General features: G+C 64.9%; 20 protein-coding genes. 10 read left to right on the forward strand and 10 right to left on the reverse strand.

Annotation, left to right across the window (positions count from 1 at the left end; all coding sequences use genetic code 11):
- Positions 1-270: 270 nt before the first annotated feature.
- The gene (locus MBA17_RS40110) at positions 271-483 is read left to right on the forward strand and encodes a hypothetical protein (RefSeq protein WP_238502994.1); all 213 of its coding nucleotides are present in this window, start codon (positions 271-273) and stop codon (positions 481-483) included.
- On the forward strand, positions 480-938 hold the full coding sequence (locus MBA17_RS40115; RefSeq protein WP_238502995.1) for a MarR family winged helix-turn-helix transcriptional regulator: 459 nt from the start codon (positions 480-482) through the stop codon (positions 936-938). The genes MBA17_RS40110 and MBA17_RS40115 overlap by 4 nt, the downstream gene beginning before the upstream one ends.
- Positions 939-1,269: 331 nt before the next feature.
- On the opposite strand, the gene MBA17_RS40120 is transcribed toward MBA17_RS40115, so the two are convergent.
- The gene (locus MBA17_RS40120; protein WP_238502996.1) at positions 1,270-2,022 is read right to left on the reverse strand and encodes an MBL fold metallo-hydrolase; all 753 of its coding nucleotides are present in this window, start codon (positions 2,020-2,022) and stop codon (positions 1,270-1,272) included.
- Between the two features lie 687 nt (positions 2,023-2,709).
- Here MBA17_RS40120 and MBA17_RS50755 point away from each other — a divergent pair.
- Complete coding sequence (locus tag MBA17_RS50755) at positions 2,710-3,072, forward strand: NPCBM/NEW2 domain-containing protein (RefSeq protein WP_455432947.1); 363 nt, start codon at positions 2,710-2,712, stop codon at positions 3,070-3,072.
- 298 nt (positions 3,073-3,370) lie between these two features.
- Here the strand turns inward: MBA17_RS50755 and MBA17_RS40125 are convergent, their stop codons facing one another.
- Complete coding sequence (locus MBA17_RS40125; RefSeq protein WP_455432946.1) at positions 3,371-5,986, reverse strand: ATP-binding protein; 2,616 nt, start codon at positions 5,984-5,986, stop codon at positions 3,371-3,373.
- Between the two features lie 1,063 nt (positions 5,987-7,049).
- Between MBA17_RS40125 and MBA17_RS40130 the strand changes: the two genes are divergently transcribed.
- Positions 7,050-7,547, forward strand: a complete 498-nt coding sequence (locus MBA17_RS40130) for a hypothetical protein (protein ID WP_238502998.1) — start codon at positions 7,050-7,052, stop codon at positions 7,545-7,547.
- Positions 7,548-7,850: 303 nt separating this feature from the next.
- On the opposite strand, the gene MBA17_RS40135 is transcribed toward MBA17_RS40130, so the two are convergent.
- The 4 genes from MBA17_RS40135 to MBA17_RS40150 all read right to left on the reverse strand — a co-directional run bounded on the left by MBA17_RS40135 (position 7,851) and on the right by MBA17_RS40150 (position 12,033).
- Positions 7,851-9,623, reverse strand: coding sequence for a hypothetical protein (locus tag MBA17_RS40135; RefSeq protein ID WP_238502999.1), 1,773 nt, complete (start codon positions 9,621-9,623; stop codon positions 7,851-7,853).
- Between the two features lie 277 nt (positions 9,624-9,900).
- Complete coding sequence (locus MBA17_RS40140) at positions 9,901-10,266, reverse strand: GntR family transcriptional regulator (RefSeq protein WP_238503000.1); 366 nt, start codon at positions 10,264-10,266, stop codon at positions 9,901-9,903.
- The gene (locus MBA17_RS40145; protein WP_238503001.1) at positions 10,266-11,168 is read right to left on the reverse strand and encodes a hypothetical protein; all 903 of its coding nucleotides are present in this window, start codon (positions 11,166-11,168) and stop codon (positions 10,266-10,268) included. The genes MBA17_RS40140 and MBA17_RS40145 overlap by 1 nt, the downstream gene beginning before the upstream one ends.
- 565 nt (positions 11,169-11,733) lie before the next feature.
- Positions 11,734-12,033 carry a nucleoside triphosphate pyrophosphohydrolase gene (locus tag MBA17_RS40150; RefSeq protein WP_238503002.1) on the reverse strand — a complete coding sequence of 100 codons (300 nt, stop codon included), beginning with the start codon at positions 12,031-12,033 and terminating at the stop codon, positions 11,734-11,736.
- A 126-nt stretch (positions 12,034-12,159) separates the two neighbouring features.
- Here MBA17_RS40150 and MBA17_RS40155 point away from each other — a divergent pair, with 126 nt between their 5' ends.
- Positions 12,160-13,173, forward strand: a complete 1,014-nt coding sequence (locus MBA17_RS40155; protein ID WP_238503003.1) for an HNH endonuclease — start codon at positions 12,160-12,162, stop codon at positions 13,171-13,173.
- 281 nt (positions 13,174-13,454) lie between these two features.
- Here the strand turns inward: MBA17_RS40155 and MBA17_RS40165 are convergent, their stop codons facing one another.
- A complete protein-coding gene (locus MBA17_RS40165) occupies positions 13,455-14,186 on the reverse strand; it encodes a TetR/AcrR family transcriptional regulator (RefSeq protein ID WP_238503005.1) in 732 nt (243 codons plus the stop codon).
- Positions 14,187-14,276: 90 nt separating this feature from the next.
- Between MBA17_RS40165 and MBA17_RS40170 the strand changes: the two genes are divergently transcribed.
- Entirely contained in the window at positions 14,277-14,978 is a 702-nt protein-coding gene (locus tag MBA17_RS40170; RefSeq protein WP_238503007.1) for an NAD(P)-dependent oxidoreductase, read from the forward strand.
- A 154-nt stretch (positions 14,979-15,132) separates the two neighbouring features.
- Here MBA17_RS40170 and MBA17_RS40175 read toward each other — a convergent pair whose 3' ends face one another.
- On the reverse strand, positions 15,133-15,408 hold the full coding sequence (locus MBA17_RS40175) for a hypothetical protein (protein WP_238503009.1): 276 nt from the start codon (positions 15,406-15,408) through the stop codon (positions 15,133-15,135).
- An 81-nt stretch (positions 15,409-15,489) separates the two neighbouring features.
- On the opposite strand from MBA17_RS40175, the gene MBA17_RS40180 reads away from it, so the two are divergent.
- Positions 15,490-16,350, forward strand: a complete 861-nt coding sequence (locus MBA17_RS40180) for an FG-GAP repeat domain-containing protein (RefSeq protein ID WP_238503011.1) — start codon at positions 15,490-15,492, stop codon at positions 16,348-16,350.
- A gap of 342 nt (positions 16,351-16,692) precedes the next feature.
- On the opposite strand, the gene MBA17_RS40185 is transcribed toward MBA17_RS40180, so the two are convergent.
- A complete protein-coding gene (locus MBA17_RS40185) occupies positions 16,693-17,400 on the reverse strand; it encodes a DUF4241 domain-containing protein (RefSeq protein WP_238503013.1) in 708 nt (235 codons plus the stop codon).
- A gap of 354 nt (positions 17,401-17,754) precedes the next feature.
- Here MBA17_RS40185 and MBA17_RS40190 point away from each other — a divergent pair, with 354 nt between their 5' ends.
- Positions 17,755-18,183, forward strand: coding sequence for a hypothetical protein (locus MBA17_RS40190; protein WP_238503015.1), 429 nt, complete (start codon positions 17,755-17,757; stop codon positions 18,181-18,183).
- Between the two features lie 175 nt (positions 18,184-18,358).
- Here MBA17_RS40190 and MBA17_RS40195 read toward each other — a convergent pair whose 3' ends face one another.
- Entirely contained in the window at positions 18,359-19,402 is a 1,044-nt protein-coding gene (locus MBA17_RS40195) for an RDD family protein (protein WP_238503016.1), read from the reverse strand.
- Here MBA17_RS40195 and MBA17_RS40200 point away from each other — a divergent pair.
- A complete protein-coding gene (locus tag MBA17_RS40200; protein ID WP_238503017.1) occupies positions 19,401-19,673 on the forward strand; it encodes a hypothetical protein in 273 nt (90 codons plus the stop codon). The two genes, MBA17_RS40195 and MBA17_RS40200, sit on opposite strands and share 2 nt — an antisense overlap.
- A 117-nt stretch (positions 19,674-19,790) precedes the next feature.
- Entirely contained in the window at positions 19,791-20,759 is a 969-nt protein-coding gene (locus MBA17_RS40205) for a zinc-binding dehydrogenase (protein ID WP_238503018.1), read from the forward strand.
- Positions 20,760-20,936 lie beyond the last annotated feature (177 nt).

Consider the following 20,936-nt stretch of genomic DNA (forward strand, 5'->3'; position numbering starts at 1 on the left):
CAACCGTTCAAGATCCGTATTTTCCCTCGAGGGATAACCCTGGGGTTCCGCGCCCTTCCCAGCCCACTGCCCGCGCCGATCGGGCGCTTCCCTTCAATGATCGTCGCCGGCCGGTGGCTCCGCTGGGCACCCAGGCGGTCGATCGCGTAGTCGCGCGAGCCTGCCGTACGGGATGCCCGGCTCGGCTCGTGAGACCGGCGGGACTTCCCGATTTTCCATGGCTTGCCATATATAATAGATGGCAAGCCATGGAAACTTGGAGGGGGCACCATGAAGGCCAAGCAGATCCGTACGATCCAGCGCGCCGTACATCTGGCCGCCGGACTGGCGATCACCGGTCACATCTACCTGGCACCGCCTGCCGATTCCCCCGCCCATGCGGCGATACGCTGGGTCATCGTGCCCGTCCTGCTGGCCTCGGGCGTGGCCATGTGGCAGTGGCCGCGCATCCGCCGGTTGATCCGCGCAAAGGAACGTGTGTGACCTCACTGCCCCGACAGTCGTCCCTCGGCTATCAGATCAACCACCTGGCCCGGCTGCTCGGCAACGGGTTGCGGATCAACATCGCCGACACCGGAGTGACACCGGGACAGTTCGCCCAGTTGCTGGCGTTGTACGAGGAGGACGGGCTTACCCAGCAGGAACTGTGCGAACGGGTCAGGATCGACCAGTCGACGATGGCCCACACGCTCAAGCGCATGCAACGCGACGGCCTGGTCGTCCGCGTCACCGACGCTCAAGACCGGCGGCGCTCCCATTACATGCTCACTGAACGGGCCCGCCAGATCCAGACCGCGCTCACCCAGGGCGCCCGGGAGGCCAACGCTCGCGCCCTGCGGGGGGTCGGCGGGGAGGAGCGCGAGGCTTTCATGCGCACGCTCGGCCGCATGATCGCGAACCTTGAGGAGGGCGACCAGCCCGCCGCGCTTCAGGAGTAGCGGGCGGGGCTCGGTACACGCCTGCGTTCTGCCGCTCTTCGCGCCGCCGATGGCGGGATCTTTCGCCTGCGGTCAATCTGTGGTTGCTGTGGCTCAACGCGCGGGACGGCATGCGGATGACCGGACGGCTCGCGCTCCCCAAGAGGGGCCAGGACGCTCTCCGCCGAAACGCCGCCTGCCCGGCACTCCTAGAGCGGTGTCCACCAACCTTCGCCGGGTCCAAGCGGCTCCGACCTCGGCGATCACGGCTTCTGGAGCCAGTGAACGTTACTGGACCCGCACTAGACCTCCACGACGGCGAGCCGGGGCCAGATCGGCGGCGGCAACGGGATCAGCGTGCCAGTTCCCAGCGTTTGCCCGTGGGCAGGTCCGCCACGTGCAGGTCCGGGCCGGCCAGGGCGATCACGTCTGCGGCGGTCCCGTTGGTGCGGAACAGCCTCGAGAGTGGATCACGCCCGTGGGCGTCGTGCACCGGAACGAGTACTCCCGCGCCGAGCGCAGAGGCTCCGGCCACGGCGCGAGCGGGGTCCATCACCAGGCGTGGGCCGAAGCGCGGCTGCAGGCCGTTGACCGGCAGCAGGGTCAGGTCCACGGGCGGGTGCTCGGCGCGGTACCGCTCCAGCGGCTCGACCTCGCCGGCCTCCCCGCCGAAGAACACCCGGGCGTCGGGGGTGCTGAAGGCGTAGGCGTTATTGGGCCACACCAGAGTCCGCCCCGAGGGCACCACATGCATCGTCAGGCCGGGCGTGATCTCGCGGGTCTGCCCCCAGCGCACCTCTTCGGCGCGCCGGAAGCCCCGTGCCCTGGCGCGGCGGGCCATTCCTGCGGTGGGGACGTACAGCGGTGTGGAGTCCTTGCGCGGCAACGGGCGCAGCGCGCGTAGGTCCCAGTGGTTGGTGGCCCGGTTGGTGACGACGATGGCGGTCAGCGGCGGCAACTCGGAGACCCCCAGGCCCAGCGGTTCACCGCGCCGCAGCCACCATCGCTCGGTGAACCACGGATCGGTGAGCACCGTGTGGCCGCCCAGCTCAAGCAGCACGCAGGAATTGACCACTCGGGTGACGGCGATCGATTGCTTGGTCATGTCCCGACGATGAGCCTTCATGTACACATGAAGTCAAGCAAGGACGTGAGCCAGAAAGGCGAGAGCGAAGAAGCTTCTGGACACTCTGTCCAAGGCCGGTCGTACTTGCAGGTCCGGGGCTCAAGGCGATGTTCGCTTGCATCTACGCAGGTCTCCGGCCGGAGGAAGCGGCGGACCTATGCCTGAGTCCGCGTGTGGTTGCTCATGTCTGGGAGAAAACAAGGCCACAGCAACAAGCGCTGGACGAATTCGGGGGAGACCTTGACAGTCCGATCCCGCCCGCCCTTGCGACAAGCTGCACGAGCACGTCAAGGCGTACGGCACAGCAGCCGATGGCCGACTGTTCCGCACTTCGAAGGGTGGTTCCTATTCCAGCATTGGGCACTCGCGATGACGTTCTGCGGTGAAACTGACCAGAAGCGAGATCCCGCCGTCAAGGCGGCCATCGTTACCGGTCTCGCCACAGTCCTGGGAGCAGTAATCGCGGCAACCGGTGCCTTTGCGACAGGGTGGCTTCAATTCCAGCGCCCACAGCCCAGCAGCTCGCCTGGGAGTCTCGACACCGGACACCCGAGTATCCAGACGTCGGTAGCACCATCTCAGAGCGTAAAAGCGGTTGCGAAGTCGACCCCGACTAGAGCATATCTGTTCGATATGGATCCGGTGGAAGGGGAGCAAGGCGGCTTGATGGGGCCCGCTTGGAGTGTCGGTAGCCAGAAGGTCAATGGAAAAACGTACGAACGTAGCCTGTCTCTGCGGAGCTGTTACAGCGAGAGCTATGTTGGCTATGATCTTAATCGTCAACATAAGGAATTCGGTACGCTAATAGGTCTTTCCGATTCGGCCCCTTCTGGGTACAGCATTCGATTTCAAGCTTTCTTGGACGGAAAAAGGCTAGTGCAGCATGACCTGGGAGTCGGGCACACAAAGAAGCTCAAGTTGGACGTGACTGGAGGCCTGCGCCTTTTGCTTAGGGCTCAACTGCTGTCACCTTGCTTGAATAGCACAAATGGAGTTGCCGTCTGGGCAGATGCTTGGATCTCCAAGTGACGCAGATCAGCGAGCAGGCTGTATTCGGCTGTCTTCGCTTGCCTCAAAGCCAACCTCGTCAGAGCACCGACTTAGAAGAGGGGGCGGTACTGCTTTGTCGCCTGGTATGAGCTGCAAAAAGCTCTGTGCGGCTTGCACCGCTCGTCTAATGATCCCGCACATGTCCGCCGCGTTGGGTCACCACCGCGTTATGACCAGCGCCAACTGACCTGAACCATCAAGTGGGGCTTGATGTGATCGGGCTATTTCGGCAGGCTGGACGCGCTTGCATAGAGGCAAGGTTGGCGCGGCCGTACATCTAGAAGTTAAGCAGTGCCTCCTGCAGGTAACGGCCTCGTTGCGCTGAATCTTTGAGGGTATCGGCGATACGGCGTACGCGGCCTTGGGCGTCCGTGCGTAGCCGACTGGCAGCTTCATGATCACCGACGGCTTCCAGCACCTCCGCAGCGTGGTGAAGGACCTCTTCGGTACGAAGCGCGGGAAGATCCCCCACTTGCTGGAGAATACCGAGTGTTTCCCGGGCCAATGTCGCGGCGGCTTCAGTTTCGCCACGCAAGTGACGGATCCTGCTAGATAGGGATAGCGCGGCGATTTCACTTCGGATCATGCCTGTTCGCCGGGTCTCCTCGATCGTGTCTCCAGCCAGTCGCAGCGCCTCGTCCAGCAGCACAGGATCGGTGTCACCCAGCATAAGCAGTACTTCGGCGTATAGATTGCGGACGATGGGGACCAGGTTGAGCAGCCAGGTCTCCTCGGTCTCCCGCCACGCCTCGGCGAGCATCGGCCGACAGGCGTGGTGGCGGGCCGGATCGCGCGCCATCAGTTTTGCGAGGAGGGCGCTGTTGTAGGCGTGCCAGCCACTGGGCCCACCCCGGTCTTCCTCGAAGGCGAGGGCTTCACGCAGGATGCTCCCCGCCGCGTCTGAATCCCCCATGGCCGAGTTCAGCTGAGCAAGATAGTTGAGCGCAATGGGCAGCTCAGCGCGGAGTGGATCTTCGCGGAGCCGTTCCACGCATGCGGTGAGATGTTCCAGGGCAGTACCAAAATCTCCAGCGTCGAAGAGGTTAACCCCGAGCTGCATGTCGGTGAGATTGCGGGCATGGCGAAGGACCGGATCGGACAGATCGTGCAGCCGCGAATCGGTCTCGTAGAGCCGTTGGGCTTCCCGGAGCACCGTAAGGCCGTCGGTTAAATCGCGCTTGGGCAGCTGGCGTCCGTACTCCGCGAGGGCGACGAAGAGCGCCAGAGGATCATCAGTGTCCCGGGCGAGCTCGACTGCTTGTCCTAGCTTCTCCAGGGAAGGCAGCAATCCCTGGGTGTGTAGAAGGACCTTGCCACGGAGCATGACCGTGCGGGCAGTCAGCACTGGATCGTCGCAGCGGCGGGCCGCCTCCTCTGCCTGTGCGGCTAGTCCTTCTAAGTCGTCATCCTCGGGACGCCGCCGTGCGTGCCAGTGCACCTCGGTGAGGTTGAGCAGAAGCTCTATGGCCTTCGCCAGCAGACAATCCCGGTCAGCGGTCTGCTCTGGCAGGCGCTCGATCTCGTGGATCGCAAAGCGGCAAAGTGACTCCGCCTCGGCAAAGGACAGGCCGTTGACCGCCACATCACGGGCCAGCTTGAGGTGCTCGGCTCCAGAGACCGGATGTGGGGCGCCCGCGCGGAAGTGGCGGGCGCAATCGAGTCGGACCACCAGTGGAAGCTCGCCGCTGAACGCCATAAGCGCTTCGGCGATCCGCGTATGACGTTGCCGACACCGGCCAGGACTCTGCTCTGCGTACAGCTCCATCTGAAGCAGAAGGTTGTCGAAGTGATAGCAGTCAGCATCGGGCGCCCAGTCAGGACTCGGCACCGCCGTGATAAGCCCACGCTCTCGCGAGAGCCAGTGCAACTGGTCCTGAACCTCCTCTTCCTCTCGATCGGCCGCCCGAGCCACCACTGACGCCAGGAAGAATGGCCCCTGGGTAGCAGCCGTGATCAGCAGTTCCCGAGCAGAGGGCTCCAAGCGCGACACCGGCCGCAGAACTGCGCGGTGCAGGGCGTCTGGTAGCGGGCCGTCGAGCCCGTTGTCGGTACCGATCAGTGGCAGGAATTGAGTGATGTAGGCGGGCCGCCCACCGGTGAGCCGACTTAGCCGAGCCAGTAGCGCTGGGGATACGGGACCGTCATGGTGGAGATGTACGAGTTCAGCCACAGCGTCGTCCGGCAGAGCACCGAGCGTAGCCCGCTCCAGGCGCCCCTGCAGGTGCCACCGATCGAGCAGCTCCCTGACCGCTGCTCCCGTGAGCGGAGAGTCGCTGTCCTGATCCGTTTCGTGAGCCATTACAAGTCCCACTGGGCCGCCCCAGAACTCCTCCATCAAATGATCGAAGACCAACAGGCTGCTGGGGTCGATCCACTGCACATCGTCGATCAGTACCAACGCTGGTCCCGCTCTCTCCAGGGCATCCAGCAACGCCGATGCAATGCCATGGGCCGCGCTCTGCCGGTACGGCAGCAGACTGTCACCCTGCACAGAGCCGGAATCAATGGCCGATCGAGTAATTCGCATCGCAGCCGCAAGTGCCGGCCCCACTGCAGGCAGCGTCTCTACGAGCTGCGGCAGATGCTGCACTGTCGCATGCTTGATGCGACGAGTGGTCTTTGGCGGCTGAAGGGCGTCAAAGAGAGTTATCACAGGCCCGTAGGCATTGGCCTCGCCCACAAACGCCTGACATCTGGTGCGAATAACCCGGAGAATCGGTTTTGCCGTGCGTTTCTGTGCCCGACGTGCGACTTCGTCGAGCAGGGCAGACTTGCCAATCCCGAGCGGACCTTCGATGGCCAAGGCGCGGCTCTGCCCACAGCAGACGCTCTCGACCAGCTCCATCAGTGCACCCACATGTTCCGCTCGGTCGATGAAGGCGCTGCTTCTCACATGTCCCCCACATGCTGGCCGCAGTCTCGCAGCGGTGCCATGAGACTCAAGGAGGTAGTGCCTTGGGTTGATCTTAGGCGACTTGTTGGTGGGCGCCAAGGCGGTTTCAGAGATCGGTGGGGCTGAAGTTGGTAGACTGCCAATGGCCGATGTTTATGGCTAATTACAGATATTGTGGCAAGCCCTGCCCGCATCACAGAAGACTACGTCCTAGAGGCATGCCGATCATCGGCGGTTACGACACTGCCTCCCGCTCAGCAACACCGCAACAATTCCTCGTTATGAGAAGCACTTCACAGTGTGCTGATTCAGGACATGGGAAACACTTGCGATCAAGAGCCGTTGTGTCGAAAGCCAGGCTTGTCATTCCGCCTTATCGTCGAAGGCCGTTCTCAGGCAGACGTCGCCCGCTCCTACAGGGTGTCCAAGGGCTGGGTGTCCAAGCTCCTCGCCCGCTACCGCGCCGAGGGCAGGCCGCGTTCGAGCCACGATCGCGACGGCCGAAGACCTCCTGATTCTGCTCGTCCTAGTCACTATCCTTCGCCAGCACGTCAGGGCATACGGCACGGCCGACGATGGCTGGCTGTTCCGCACGTCCAAGGGGCGCACGTACTCCAACTCCGCCTACTCCTACATCTGGCAGGAGGCACGAACCCTCGTGTTCGCCGAGGCGCAGGTGAATTCGCCACTGGCCGGGCCGTACGTCTTGCGGCGCTCGCACTGGCTGAGCGCCGGTGGAGGTCGCCCTTCGGGCCGGCAACAACGTCGAGGTCCTGTACCGGGCCAAGTGCCTGGACGGCCAGCGAGAGGCCATCAACGGGAAGATCAACCACGCGCTTGAAGAGTGATCGGGAGATGCACGACCACGCAGCCCTGGTTTCACCGGGGCCTTTCCTATATGCGAAGGATGGTCACCGTTCGAGGCCATCGGAGACGACGTGGTCGGGCTTCGCGTTCGTTGTGACAGAGTGTCACCGTGGCCGAGATCTTCGGCTGGCAGCATCGATATCGGTAGATCCGCATCGTATGTACGGCGGATGGGAGTTCGGGTAGGGTCCAGGTCGTGCACCCTGGCGCGCGTTCAATATGTGTCGTTGTTTCGCTCGTCTGTTGCGCCCTGTTGGCAGGGTGTACGGCGGAACCTGAGAAGCCGACCCTGGAAGAGGCGGCTAAGCACCTGATCAGCGATGGTGACAAGCTGCTTGGTTCCTTCGAGCTTCGGACATCAGGACAGGCGACGGCCACGAAACGTGCCGATACGGATGAGTCTGGGTCATGCACTCCGGATGAGGTGCAGCGCTTCTTCCGAGCGGCGGGTGACTTTACGGGACCGGCGAACGAACAATTACCGTTCAATGCGGTGGGTCTCATGCAGGGCAAGCTGGAGTCGATGGGATATGACGAGGTCGTGGATGACCTTGACCTTCGTGACCAGAACCTGGGGGTGTCAGTGCTTCATAATCCAGAGACCGGGTTGACATTCGTGCTGACCGCTCGCACGGCGCAGAAACCCAACATTGTGCTGGTCGGCAAGACCGGCTGCTACAAACGCAGCGGCTGAGGCCACGTCACGACGGGAGTTGTGCCGCTTGTGCGCGGAGCTGTTCGGCTTGCTTGCGTAGGTTGTTAGCGGTGGCACGGCATGATTCTTCCAGCTCATTCACCTCCCGGTCGAGTTTCGCTGCCATCTGAGTGAACCGGTCAGCGGCAGGGCCCTTCCAGGTTGCGTTGTTCCGGGCCGGTGTCGTTGGTATTTGGCCGAATACCAGACCCAGATCTTGACCATATCTGTCGAAGCTGTCGGCCAGGGCTTCTCTTTTGGCCGCCTGTTGGAGTAGCTCTTGTTTGCTGGGCACGGTGGTAGTCAGCCTCCTCGCTCCTTCAGGGCGTTGACCAGGGCCTCGTGGAGCCGACCTCGAAATGCTTGCCGTACCTGGTCCACGTCCTCAGGCGTCAGTGGCCTCTGGCCGTGCTGCTTGAGCGACTCGACCACTAGTCGGACCTGTTGGTCGATGAGTGCCTCTGAGATCTTCTCAGCGGTTGCAGGAGTCTTGTCATCGAAGTAGTCGTTGATGAGGTCGCCCATCGTGCCCTTGGTTTGGTCGACGCCGTAATCCCTGGCGGTGGCTTTGGATGGCTGGGCGATGTTCCAGTACTTGTTCACCCCGTAGTCCACGGGTAGCAGCATTATGTCGGTGATGAAGTCGCGGTACTGGTCGTCGCTCAGCTCCGCGTACGTGGAGCCGCCGAGGAGGAGGTTGGAGAGCCCTCCTGCCTGTGCGCTGAGTCTGGTGTACGTGGCGCGTTCGGCTTCGTCTGAGCTGAAGGGGTGGAATCTGCCGATATCCAGCCTGCGCCCGAAGTTCTGCGCGGTTTGCGTAAGGGTCTTCACGGCAGCGGGATCCTGCATGACGGCGCCGAAGAATCGAGACGCCACATCCGGCCGAACGGAGTTCCACGGACCTCCAGGGGTCACCGCGTTGACCAAGGCGGGTGAGGTGGCCGCTGCCTGGACCGAGGCGAGTTGCCCCAGGTAGGGCGCCAGGTTCCTGGCGAGAACCGCGTTGATGGGTGAGTTCTTCAAGGTGTCGAAGTGGCCGCCGCTTTCGTGGCTGCCCTCATACCCCAGACCGTTGATGAGGTTGACCCATGCCCGGGCGCGCAACGCGTTGTCACCTGCGCCAGGCCGTAATGCCTTGTCCAGCGTTTTGGCCAGCGTCGGCTGGAAGTCTGGAATTCCGCTCATCTTCACCCTGTCTGGCAAAAGCAGCAAGAACGCCGTGTTTTTCTGCTCGGCGAGTAGCCGCTGAAACGCCTTAGGGTTGGCGTCGTATGCCTTCATCAAGGCGTAGGTGTTCCAGTCAGGGTCTGACATGTGCGCCCGGCGCGCCATTAGAGGAAGGTTCAGCAGGCGTGTGCCTACCTGGTTGAGGAAAGTGTCGGACTGGTCGGCCAGGGCCACGAGGGTGGAGAGAGTGTCCAGTTCGCCCTTCTCCAGGAGCTCTTTGCGCCATGGCTCGCCGACTCGTTTGGCCCGGTCGGCGCTGGCGAGGGCACCCGCCATGACTCCGAGCGATACGCGGGCCCGTTCCCTGACGGCAGGTGGCAGGCCCCGGTCGTGTCCGGCCGCGTTGACGTTCTTCCATTGACGGAACAACTGCTGGAAGGCGACTGGTCCAAGAGTCGCCAGCAGTGCTGCGGCGTAGGCGGGATCGCCGATGCCGCCTTTGGCCGCCGTCATGGCGGCTTCCACCTTGAGCCAGTCCTTCGGTGCGTTGTCGTGCTGATAGGCAGACAGGGCGCTCGCGATCTGGGTCCCTGCGTTCTTCCCGGCCGCGGCAGCCTGCGCCTCCCCGCTGAACGGGAACTGCGCGGTTAGCAGCTTTCCGCCAGAGGGACCCCCGTGGACCTGGGTGATGGTGTCGATCCGCCACTTCAGCTCACGCTGAGAGTCGTGGAAGAACGCCCACGCCCGATGCATGGCGGCGGTCCCTTGACCGCCTGCCCATTCCGCGTCGGCCTCGGCGATCGCCGCCTCCAACCCCGGCCGGGTGCGGCCCAGGACGAACTTGGCGTTCTCCATCTGCTGAATCAGCTGTGCGGCCCCCGCGGGATCGATCCCGACGAATTCCCCCATGCAACCCTCCCAAAGGGTGTGGTTACACGGCGAAAGTAAAGCACAGGAGCAAGTATAGGTAAATGCCTCAGTGGGTCGTATAAGCAACCGGACTCTGCCACCCGGGTACGTATCCGGGTGGCAGCAATGGCTAGCCGCTACTCGCCGTAGAACCGCACCACTACCCAGACCGCGGTCACGTTGGTGGATTGAACGTAATGGCGACAGAGCGAGGCCGGATTGACGCCCGTCACATCAGGAGGGGAGGGGACGAGTCGGGCGGCTTCTCGTCATCTGGTTAGTCTTGTAGGGCGTGCAGGGCTTCTCGTGCTGCGTCGAGTGCTTCTTTCTCGGTGGCTCCTGTGTGCCGTGCGGCCTTGGCGAACTCTTCGGCTGCCGCGGTGAGTTGGATGCGGTATTGGTCGGCTGTGCCGGTGATGACGGCTGCGCGGCCGCGGCGTAGTTCCACCGTGCCCTCGTCGCGGAGTTGCTGGTAGCCGCGTAGGACGGTGTGCAGGTTGATGCCGAGGGTGGCGGCCACGTTGCGTGCTGAGGGGAGCCGGTCTCCGGGTGAGGCGGTGCCGTTGGCCAGCGCGGCGCGTACGGAGCGGGCCACCTGGTCGGCGAGTGGCTGGGCCGATGAGGGGTCGACGGTGATGAGCACTATGCCGTCTCTCCTTGTCGTTGCCTGTTCAGCCATCCGTTGACGAGGGCGGCGGCCGTCTTCGCTTCGCGTGTGGAGTAGATGAAGTAGCGGCCGTCGGCGAGGGCGAGGGCGAGCACCGGTCCTTTCCCGCTGACGACGCCCCAGCCTGCATCGCTGTCGTTCAGTTTGTATCTCCCGGGGGGAGCTTCGCTCATGGCTTCGGCGAACCGGATGCTTGGGTAGGACACGGTACGGCGCAGCATGGGCAGCCAAGGGACCCTCACTGTTACGCCCGAGCCGTCGATTTGCAGCCGGGTGCGTGTCTGTGCCATCTCGAAAATCGACCACAGGGTCAGTAAGGCCAGCAGGGCCGCATCCTGCCATCCGGAGAGGCCGTTGGAGGCGACCCATGCGATGGCCGCGGCCATCACTGCGGCGGCCAGCAGCCGGCGCGTCGACCAGGCGGAGGCTACGAACATGGCACGCTGCCATGGGCCGAGTGTCATGGTGGGTGCGTGCCGCGGTGGTGCGGTGTGCGCCTCGGGCGCCGGCGGCAGCGGGCCCGCCGCCATCCAGCCCAGCGCGAGGGCTCCTGCGGTGACTGCGATCTCCACGGGAAGGTGCCAGAGGGGCCGGGCAACGGCTCCCGGCGCGTTGATCAGGGTCAGCCACCACAATGCGGCGGAGACGGGTATGGCTACGCCGATGAAGAAGCTGCAGACCACCAGGCAGCGCTGGGCTTTGGGTAGGCGCCAGGAGGCTAGGAACGCGACGGTGATCAGTGCTTCGAGCCATAGCGCCACTCCGAAAAGGGGCTGGGAAAGCCAGCCGCGCCAGGGCTCGTAATCGGTGTCGATGGCCCAGTTGTGGATGTAGACGCGGTCGGGAAGGTGCTCGCCGTACAGAGCGACCAGGGTCATGGGCACGATCAGGAGGAGCAGCGGGCCGATTGCGGTGAGGATCAGGCGGCGGAGCCTGCCCGGCCCGGCGTGATCGAGGTAAGGGGGAGCCTCAGGGGATGTGCGGATGAACATGGCCCGACCTCCAGCTGTTTGGTATTCACTATAACAGTGCAAACAGTTTTGAGGTATGCAGAATGCCTCCCCGGCCGGGGAGCCCACGCCAGGGACAGACACGGTTTGGGCTGGCTGCGCCGTGCGGGGGGCTCGTATTCGTGTTGAGCCGATGGCCCGGCGTGGGCCATCGGCGGGAGCGAAGAGCGGTGTCGAGGGCGATGTTGACGTGATCGGCGGTGGTCTGCTTGGCGGGCAGACCCGTTACGACGACCCGTGGACGGCCGGATGGCACATGGCACAGTCAACGGCCTCACGGATGCCGAGTTCGATCGGTCCGTACCTGGCACCCGCGCCCGGCTCTCCGAAGAAGCGGGCCGTCGCGGATGCGCGCCGGTGTACCTCTGGAGGGCGGTGACACTCATGGGATTGCAGTGCGGGAAGTCTCCCAGGCGCGGCCGCTATGGCCTCATCACGCCAGGTAGAGGCGGTCACGGAAGGCGCCGCGCTCCTCACGTTTGATGGCTGCCACCTTTTCGATCACAGTCCAGTCATGCCCGTGGATCGCGGCTAGCGCGCGAAGAACCTCATACACGTCGGCGATCTCCCCCGTCACCTCGGCTGGGGAGGCCTCGTTGAGCTCGGTGGTCTCTTCGAACAACTTCGCGAGCAGGGCTTTGCGGTATTCGACCTCGTCGAGCACGGTAATGACCGGCTCCCCGCCGTTTTGGCGAATGATGTCTGGAATGTTGTCCCGTACCAGTTTGCCCATGCCCCGACGCCCTCCATCCAAGGTCTACATGCAAGGCCTATGAGCCTATCGAGCCTCAGTGGCATCCCCCATGATCGCGAACTACCCTAAACCGGTCGATGTCATGATCAAGGGTGGCGTGTACGGATGACTGTGGAGTTCTTTCGCGAAGAGCCGACCGCTCGCTCCTCATGGCGACTGGCGGTGCTCATGGGCGCAAACGTGCGCACCTACAAGTTCGCCTTGGGAGAGGTATTGCTGGGCGCCGCCGCCGAGGGACGTACCGACATCCTCCTCAGGGACTTGGCCAAGCCGTACGCGATGAGTCTGGTGGAGCATCTGGCTCAAGCGCCGCAGGCGTCGCCGAGGGTCGTTGCCGGCGGAGCGGATTTCCTGTCCGTGGCTCGAGAGGAAGCAGCCGAGTCCGTAGGGCTCGGTTCTCCAAGTGAGAAATTGCTCGCTGCCGCGATGAAGTCGATGCCCGCCATGGTGATGCAGAAGTTTCATAATCTGCGTGGCGACGGCGGCGCTGAAGTGCCCCACCGCTTCTACGAAGTGACAGGCACTTCTCGGGAACGTGTGGTCAAGCTGACGGACCATCTTCGCGAGGTTGCTCTGTCCGAGCAGAAGGCGAGTCTGCAGGCGGAGTTGGCCGCGCGGTGGAGCATCGTTGAAACGTCCTTCGCCGCCGGGGTGGGCCGGAGCCTGGTCGAGGAGGGGGTCGTTGTCGACTTGGAGGCGCTGCAGATAACCGACAAAGAACGGCGGCGCTCGGTCGCGGGGGTTACCGAGGCCGTCATCGGGTTTCAGCATGGCCGCTGCATCATCTGCGCCGAACCGCTCACTTCCGGCGTCGATGACGTCGCGGTCGACCACGTGTTCCCGTACTCGTTCAAGCGGCTCTTGCCTGGTGCAGACATAGACCTGGACGCGATCTGGAACCTTGCCCCTGCACACAGGCCTTGCAACGGACAGAAGAGCAACCAACCGCCCACGCAGGGCCAGCTCACCCGTCTGGCGCGGCGGAACGAGGCGATCATGCAGTCGCCTCATCCGCTGAAGCGGACCCTCCAACTGACGCTGAAGCGTCACGGCTTCACAGGTGGACGCGTCGGCGAATGGTGGGACTTCATCCAGGAAGTGCGCAACCAGCTGGGGTAGCCCCTCGAAGGACAGTAAAGGGTCGCTTCTCCTGATGGGCCGGTTTGGCAGGGGTGGCGGGGTTTTGCCATGGACGCTTCTGGTGGTCGGTGGGCTGGCGAGTTTGGGGCCGACGTTGCGGTGGCCGAGCCCACGTTGATCGGCCGGGCGATCGCCGCATGGCCGAGTTTCGCCCTGATCGGGGCCTACGAGATGCTCATGAGCCAGGTTCGGCGTTCTGCCGGAGCAGAAACTCGCCGGGCGCACCGGGCAGGCGTCTTCGATCCTGATTCTCCTGCGCGCTACCTCGGTGGCTCGGGCCGGTATCCCTCGGAGTCAATGCCCAGCGACCGGACGAGATGGGCCAGTTCTTCTCGGAAGAGCTTGTCAGGGCTGATCGTCTGGGTGCGCAGATGTCCGTAGATCTCCAGTGACACCAGGCCGTGCAGGTGGCCCCAGATGCGCAGCGCGAGTGCCACGCCGGCCGGCGGCAGGTCGGGGTACGCGGGGCGGACCTTGCCGAGAAGCCCGCCGTCGAAGTCGGACCACTGGAAGTCGCTGTCCGCGTAGAACTGCTCGGCGTACGGCCAAGCGGCCGCTGCGAGGCCGGCGATGCCCGTGCAGACCCGGTACGCGGCGTTCGGGGCGGCGCCGCCCTCGGGGGCTTGGTAGCCGGGCACGGGGTCGCCATAGATGAGGCGAAATCCCTCGGGGTTGGCCAGGGCCCAGCCCCGGAAGGCTCGCGCCCATGTCTGGATCCGACTAGCTGGGTCCGTGGCGGGAGCGTCGGCCCATGCAGCGTCCACAGCGTCGGCCAGCGCGGCGTACACCTCGTTGATCAGCGTGGTGACCAGATCGTCGCGGGTGGCGAAGTAGCCGTAGATGGCATTGGCGGTCATGCCCATCTCGCGGGCGATGGCCCGCAGCGTGATCGCGTCAGGTCCCCCCGAGGCCATCAGCTTGAGCGCGACCTGCCTGATCTCCGCTGTCGTCTCGGCCCGCAGCCGTTCGCGGCGTCCTCCCGTGCCTCCCACGGCAGTCACTCTACACCGTCACTGGACTGGTTGCCGTGCAAAAACTTCACGCCGTATAGTTTCCTCACGCCAGACTTTATAGGGAGACCCATGCACATCGGAATCATCGGAGCCACCGGCGGCATCGGAAGCCGCGTCGTCACCGAGGCCATCGGCCGAGGGCACCACGTCACAGCGTTCACCCGCGATGCCACCCGGATCAGCGAAGAGCGGGAGAACGTCGTCTGGAGGAGCATTGACGTCCTCGACGCCAAAAGCATCGCCGCGGTTCTGCCCGGACTGGACGTACTGATCAGCGGATTCCAGCCCGGCAACGCCGCCAATGACTTCGCCGACACCCTGTCGCGTTCGATCGCCGATCCCACGGTCTACGCCACCGCCGCCCGAGCGCTGCTCAAGGCGCTGGAGAGCCACCCCCGGACCCGGCTGATCGTGATCGGCGGCGCCGGCAGCCTGGAGATCGAGCCTGGCCTCGTACGAGCCGACTCCGACGACCTCATGCACGAGAGCCTCGATCAGGTAGGGCTGCCGAGAGAGTACGCCGCCGCCGTACGCGGGCATCGGGATGCCCTGAACGTCCTGCGCACGTCCAACCGGCTCTGGACCTACTTCAGCCCGGCGGAGGACATCGCTCCCGGCCGGCGCACCGGCCGGTTCCGGATCGGTGGCGACCAGCCGGTCCTCGACGCTGACGGACGCAGCCGCATCTCCTCGGAGGATGCCGCCGTCGCCCTTGTCGACGAGACGGAACTACCCCGCTTCGTCCAGCGGCGCTTCACGATCGGCTACTGAACTGGAGGTGCTCGTCTCGGTTGCCGATCGCGGGGGTGCGGCCTGGGCATGGCAGTTCTCGGTGTGACGCTCCCTGAGCGCGCATGCTGAAGTTCTTCGAGCTCGCACGACTGATCATTTCTGAGAACGCTCACGCCTGGGCCGGCTCGGCGGCTCAGATCAGCGCGCCGGCCAGCAGGAAGATTGCGATTCCGTGCGCGAGGGCGGCGATGACGCCGCTGCGGAGTCGCAAGAAGGCGCAGATCAGCCCCTCGTACAGGGTGAAGGCCAGCAGCTGCCATCCGACGACGGTCACCGTCGAGGCCAGGAACACGTGGCAGGCGGACACCATCGGTGGCCGTCGTGCCGGGGGCCTCAAGACGGTGAGGTCTGCTGCGGAGCAGAGGCGTTTGTGCGCGGGCGTGATGGTGTCCTGCCGATCGGAGCGCATACCGCCGATATACCGCTGTCTCGTAGGTTGCTGGGCCGTACAAGAAAAATCAACAAAATCAACTGGAAGGCGTGAAGTTCAATGACGGGGACGCGATTCGGCAGGCTGGCGCTCATAGCAGGGGTGGGCGTCGCGATGGCGGCGTCAACCGTGATCTTGCCCGCGACCGCGAACGCGACGGCGGCCAACGGCACGAAGGGAGCGGCCATCCCGGACTTCAACGGCGACGGGGTGGGCGACATCTTCTCGACCAAGACCGGGGCGCTCACCATCTGGTACGGCAAGGGGAACAACAAGTTCTCCGGCCGGAAGACGATCGGCGGCGGCTGGGCGGCCTACGGCCGGCCGATCTCGGGTGACTACGCCAGCAGGGACGGCATCGCCGACCTGATGGCGGTCAAGAAGAGCGACGGGCTACTGTACGGCTGGAAAAGCAAGGGCGGCAACGCGTTTGGCAGCCCTGGGAAGGTCAAGCTCGGATACGACGGCCGCCCGTACGCGGAAACCTTGGCGGCCCTACCCGACGTCAACAAAGACGGCCTCGCCGACATCGCGGCCAGCCGCGACGGCGTCATCTACGTCGTGAGCTCCAAAGACGGCAAGGCGAACAAAGTCCCCGGCACCTGGACGGCCTTCACCACGCCGATCGCCGGCGACTTCAACGGCGACGGCATCGGCGACCTGATGGCGGTCAAGAAGGACACCGGGGCCCTGCACATCGCGAACGGCAAGGGCGCCAACGACTTCACCATGCCCATCCAAGTCGGACCGGGCTGGGGGCAGTACGCCCCCACCCTGATGTCCCTCGGCGACGTCAACAAGGACGGCCGCACCGACATCGCCGCGACCGCCAGCGGCACGCTGTACCTGTGGAACGGCAAGGGCAAAAACACCTTCGGTAGCCGCCAGACGATCGGAACCGGCTGGACGTCGTACTTCTAATTAGCCGGAGTTTCCGAGCCGGCCCCTCCTCGCCAGAGGTTTCGGCTGGTCAGAGACTATGTTGATCTTGCGTTTCTGTATGACCTAGTGCAGGGGTGCCAGCCGGCGACAGGATCTCGGGCTGCCCCGCGGGCTCGTGGCGGGCGGGGTGGCGGCCGTCGCCGCGGGGCCGGGGTGCTCCTCGGCAAGTGGCGAGGCGGCCAGATCTGATCACGGACAAAGTGCCAGCGGGCGATCCGACCCGCCGTACGGGCACATGGGCTCGGAGCAGTGTGGCCTCGACACGATCCGGCCGCAGCCCTTGCGCCGGGAGCTAGGCCGCTCGGTCGAGGGCGGCGTGATTCACGGCCCGATCGGGTCGAGGCGTTCGATCGCGTCGAGGACGAGGAAGTCGACGACCACCGCGGTGATCCAGCCGTTGTCATCGCGGCCGAACCACACCGGGTAGGCACCGTCGCCGAAACCGGACTCGAAGGCGGTCAAGGCCGGTTCGCCGGCGGGCCCGGTCAGTGTCACGGTTCGGGTTCCCCCGACGAGCAGGTCGGGCCCGTCGCCGCACAGCAACTCGACCCAGCCGGCGCCGTCCTCGCGGTCCTCCAGGACAGTGGCGAAGTGGTCCAGCAGCGATGCGTCGAACAGGCACCCCATTGCGCCGTCGACCCCGAAACCGAAGAACTCGCCGTCGCCGAGTTTGCTGAGATCCTGTCCGGGAAGCAACGCCTGCTCCCAGTGGACGGTCGGCACGTCTTGCACGATGAGGACGGCGGCGCAGACCCGCACGTGGTCGGGGTTGTCGGAGAACCGTACGACCGACAGCCGCAGCGGATAGCGCCCGGAAGGAACCGTCTGCGTGAAGGCCGTGAAATCCTCCGGGAACTCCAGTCCCGTGGGATCGCCGGCGATGAGGCCGCCGGTCGGCAGCACCAGCTCCCCCTTGTCGTGGATCTCGGTGACGACCGATTGGCCGGTTGAGCCGACGAACCGGATGCCGCCCGCGAAGAACGCATCCGGATGAGCGGGGCGCAGTGCGCCGGGGCGGTGCGAACTCACTACGTTCTCCTGTCGTGCCGGATGCGCCGACACCCATCCGGCCACCTCGTTTGCCGGAAGATCCTTTCATGGTTTGCGAATGGCAGGCTGCTCGGACTACGCCCCAGCCTCGCCGAGCCGCAGCGTCCGCGCCCGGCCGATCTGGTGGAGCGGGACTTCGCTGCCCCCGCGCGCCGCACCGGTTGTGGGTGGCCGACCTGACCTACATCCACGCTGAAGTCCTGTCCTGTCCAGCCTTACGAGAGGTAGTGGACCGTGACCCTGCTCTATGGCACAGTCTCGCCCCGCTGCGTTCCGCCGCTACATGATCTCTAGGGCTTCCTAGAGCGTTTCGGTCCGCGGGACCATGTCCTCATGTCAGTCACTGAGTTCGCCGGCGTGACCATGGACAAGGATCGTGGCGTCACCTCCATGGGAGGACTGTATGAGTTCTGGACCGAGGACGGCGCCCACGTCTACCTGCACGACACCGACTTCAGACGCCTGACCTACCAGCCCGGCAGGCCGCCGGTGCTGGAACTGGAATTTGTCTACGCTCCTCTGTGGACTCCACCCGAGTTGGCGAAGACGCCTGTTGTGGCCTTCCGATTCGAGGATGTCCGCCTTGTCGAGTGGCGCGAGGATCAGGAGGGCCATGACTGTGTGATCGCCCACCCCGATGCCCCGCCTGGGCAGGTCGAGCTCCTGGATTGGGATGGCGCCGACCTGTTCACCCTGTACACCTTCACGCTGTACCTGGCCTTCCACGCACCGCGAGCAGAGGTGACCGTACGCGCGAAGTAGAACGGGGGACACGTCCTACCGGTTAACCTCAGACGCCCTTCACCCAGTGAAGGCACAACCGTCCACTGTCGTCTTTGGGCCTGCTCGGGCGGTCCCCTCGGCCCACGGTCGTCCAGGACAGTCCAGACCTGTTTGACGGCAAGCGCGTTGGCAAGATCATGCGGATGATGGCCGGTCATGTCTGAGGCTGAGCGTTCTTCACCTGGTCACGCACCACCGCAGCGCCCAGCCAGCGGTCATGAAGAACACGGCCTTCCGGATCGATGAGCATCCACAGCCCGCCCACGAGGAGACACGGCAGTCCTATATCGGGGACAAAGGCGAGAGTGGGGAAGAACAGCGTGCGAAGAGCCGCCTTGCCCGCTCCCAATCGTCCGCCCGTCCGCGCAGCCACGACGCGCAGACCCAGCAGCCGCTTGCCCAGTGTCCGCCCCCACAGGGCGTGCTGCATCCAGACGTAGAGGAACAGCCCGGCCAAGATGGCCAGTTCCGCGGGCTTCACGCTGGTCTGGAACACGTCGACCCGCTCCAGGAGTCCGTCTCCCATGTGGATCTTGAAGCCCATACCGATCAAGGGCCAGGCCGCCCCGGCGACAGCGCTGATGACCGCAACGACGATCAAATAGTCGGTCAGGGCCGCCACCGGCCGACGCCACACCATCCCGGCCTGTGACTCGCCCGGCTCGCCGGCGGTGAGGGGCCGCGTCGCCCGCGACACGGCGAACACCAGCGCCGCGGCCGCCGGGAGACACAGCTGGGTGATTCCCCAGCCACCGGCCGCCCCTCTGAGCCAGTCGACGCTGAACAGCGGGATCGTCTCGCGGCAGATCCCCCGATCGCTGTACAACGATGCCAGAGGTCCGATGGCCGCGGCCAGGACGAGCAGCCCCGCCACCCGTCGCCCCACGGCCCCAGGATCCCTCCCGCAGAGACACGCAAGAATGCCGAGGAAGACCACCAGCGCCGGAACCGCCCACTCCGTCGAAATCATCATGATCGCGTCGAGATCATGACGCAGTGGAGCAAGTGGGGACAGCGTCGATCCGCTACCGAACTGACACACGTACCCGTAGACGGTGGGCTCTCCATGGGTCCGGTCGAACTCCTCAAGCGCGCGTCGCTCGCGCCACAGTTCCCATGTTGGGAAGACGGCGACGGCCGCAGCCGCCACCCATGCCGACGACGCTGACCGCGATAATCGGGAGAACCGCAGCACCATGATCCTTTCGCTTGAGAGCGACACCTTACCGATGCTCCGGCGGAGCGGCAGGGATGCGGTGACGGGGTCTGGCGCCGCACCGGAGAAGGTCCGGATCGGCTTCCCGACGAACTACCGGGCGGCCACTCGGTCAGCGCTCGCCATGCAGGATCTCCATCACCTGGACAACCTCCGTGACGACGTGAGCCGCCTCGTGTCGTGGGCCGGACTAGACCTGTACGGAGTTGAGATCAAGGGATTCGCCTACGCGTTGGTCTCCGGCCCTGGTTAAGCATCGCCATTGGCTGATCGGTGACGCGCCGTTCTCCGAGTTGACCTCAACTCCGATTGAGGTTGCAGACTGCTCGGCGAAGACGTCGAGATGGTCGGCGCGAGGGGAGTGTTGGTCATGCGGCAGATATTGGTGAACCGATTCGGCGGTCCCGAGGTGCTGGAGGTGGACAAAGCTCCCGACCCTGTCGCGGGTCCGGGGCAGGTCGTGGTGGGCATGTCCGTTGCCGACATCATCTTTCTCGACACGCTGTTGCGCAGCGGCGCGGGCAAGGACTATTTTCCGCTCCGCCCGCCGTACGTGCCTGGCCATGGTGGCGCCGGACAAGTGATCGCGGTGGGGGAGGGCGTCGACCCCGGCTGGATGGGACGCCGCGTCGCTGTGGGGACATCGGGTGGCGGCTATGTGGAGCAGATCGCGGTCGCCGTCGAAGATCTGACGCCGGTGCCTGATGGTCTGGGGCTCCCGGAGGCGGCGGCGCTTCTGCACGACGGTCCCACGGCGGTGAACATCATCGACGCCGCCGGGATCAAGGAAGGTGACTGGGTGCTGGTCACCGCGGCCGCTGGCGGTACGGGCACGTTGGTCGTGCAGCTCGCGCGCGCGGCCGGAGCTCGCGTCATCGCCGCGGCTCGCGGTGCGCGCAAGCTGGAGCTGGTCCGGGAGGTGGGCGCCGAGGAGGCGTTCGACTACACCGAAGCAGGGTGGATCGACAAGGTCCGCGCCGCGACCGGCGGCAATGGGGCGAACGTGGTCCTCGACGGCGCCGGCGGCCAGCTCGGCACCGAGGCGTTCGAGGCGGTGGCCCACGGCGGCAGGTTCGTGAGCTACGGGACGTCCAGCGGGTTCGCCCAGGTCGATCCACACACGGCCGAGCAGCGCGGGGTACGGGCGACCGGCCTGATGGAGCTGGAGAACTCCGCGCCGGCGGAGACGAAGGAGCGGGTCGAGAGGGCGCTGTCGCTCGCGGCCGAGGGGCGGATCCGGCCGGTCATCGGCCAGACCTTCCCGTTGGAGCGGGCCGCGGACGCCCACGCCGCGATCACGGCGCGCAGCGCTCTGGGGAAGACGCTGCTACTGGTCTGAACGGGCTGCACGGACCGGTGACCCGGCCTATCTCGCCGGGTCACCGGTCCGTTCTTACTGGATCCACTCGGCTACTTTGCCCTTGGCCGTCGCTACGGGGATTACCGTGCCGGGAAGCTCTTTATCCACAGGCCTTGTAGGGTCTCAGTTTCGTGGCGGATTTCCTTGATCTTGGCG

This window comes from Dolomitihabitans soli (assembly GCF_022213955.1).
Lineage (GTDB): Bacteria > Actinomycetota > Actinomycetes > Streptosporangiales > Streptosporangiaceae > Streptosporangium_A > Streptosporangium_A soli.

Coding starts and splice junctions, on each gene's coding strand:
- MBA17_RS50755 (WP_455432947.1), top strand. CDS start 2,710: ATGGGGCCCGCTTGGAGTGTCGGTAGCCAGAAGGTCAATGGAAAAACG.
- MBA17_RS40155 (WP_238503003.1), top strand. CDS start 12,160: ATGACTGTGGAGTTCTTTCGCGAAGAGCCGACCGCTCGCTCCTCATGG.
- MBA17_RS40135 (WP_238502999.1), bottom strand. CDS start 9,623: ATGGGGGAATTCGTCGGGATCGATCCCGCGGGGGCCGCACAGCTGATT.
- MBA17_RS40180 (WP_238503011.1), top strand. CDS start 15,490: ATGACGGGGACGCGATTCGGCAGGCTGGCGCTCATAGCAGGGGTGGGC.
- MBA17_RS40110 (WP_238502994.1), top strand. CDS start 271: ATGAAGGCCAAGCAGATCCGTACGATCCAGCGCGCCGTACATCTGGCC.
- MBA17_RS40205 (WP_238503018.1), top strand. CDS start 19,791: ATGCGGCAGATATTGGTGAACCGATTCGGCGGTCCCGAGGTGCTGGAG.
- MBA17_RS40170 (WP_238503007.1), top strand. CDS start 14,277: ATGCACATCGGAATCATCGGAGCCACCGGCGGCATCGGAAGCCGCGTC.
- MBA17_RS40200 (WP_238503017.1), top strand. CDS start 19,401: ATGATCCTTTCGCTTGAGAGCGACACCTTACCGATGCTCCGGCGGAGC.
- MBA17_RS40195 (WP_238503016.1), bottom strand. CDS start 19,402: ATGGTGCTGCGGTTCTCCCGATTATCGCGGTCAGCGTCGTCGGCATGG.
- MBA17_RS40120 (WP_238502996.1), bottom strand. CDS start 2,022: ATGACCAAGCAATCGATCGCCGTCACCCGAGTGGTCAATTCCTGCGTG.
- MBA17_RS40145 (WP_238503001.1), bottom strand. CDS start 11,168: ATGACCCTGGTCGCTCTGTACGGCGAGCACCTTCCCGACCGCGTCTAC.
- MBA17_RS40150 (WP_238503002.1), bottom strand. CDS start 12,033: ATGGGCAAACTGGTACGGGACAACATTCCAGACATCATTCGCCAAAAC.
- MBA17_RS40190 (WP_238503015.1), top strand. CDS start 17,755: ATGTCAGTCACTGAGTTCGCCGGCGTGACCATGGACAAGGATCGTGGC.
- MBA17_RS40175 (WP_238503009.1), bottom strand. CDS start 15,408: ATGCGCTCCGATCGGCAGGACACCATCACGCCCGCGCACAAACGCCTC.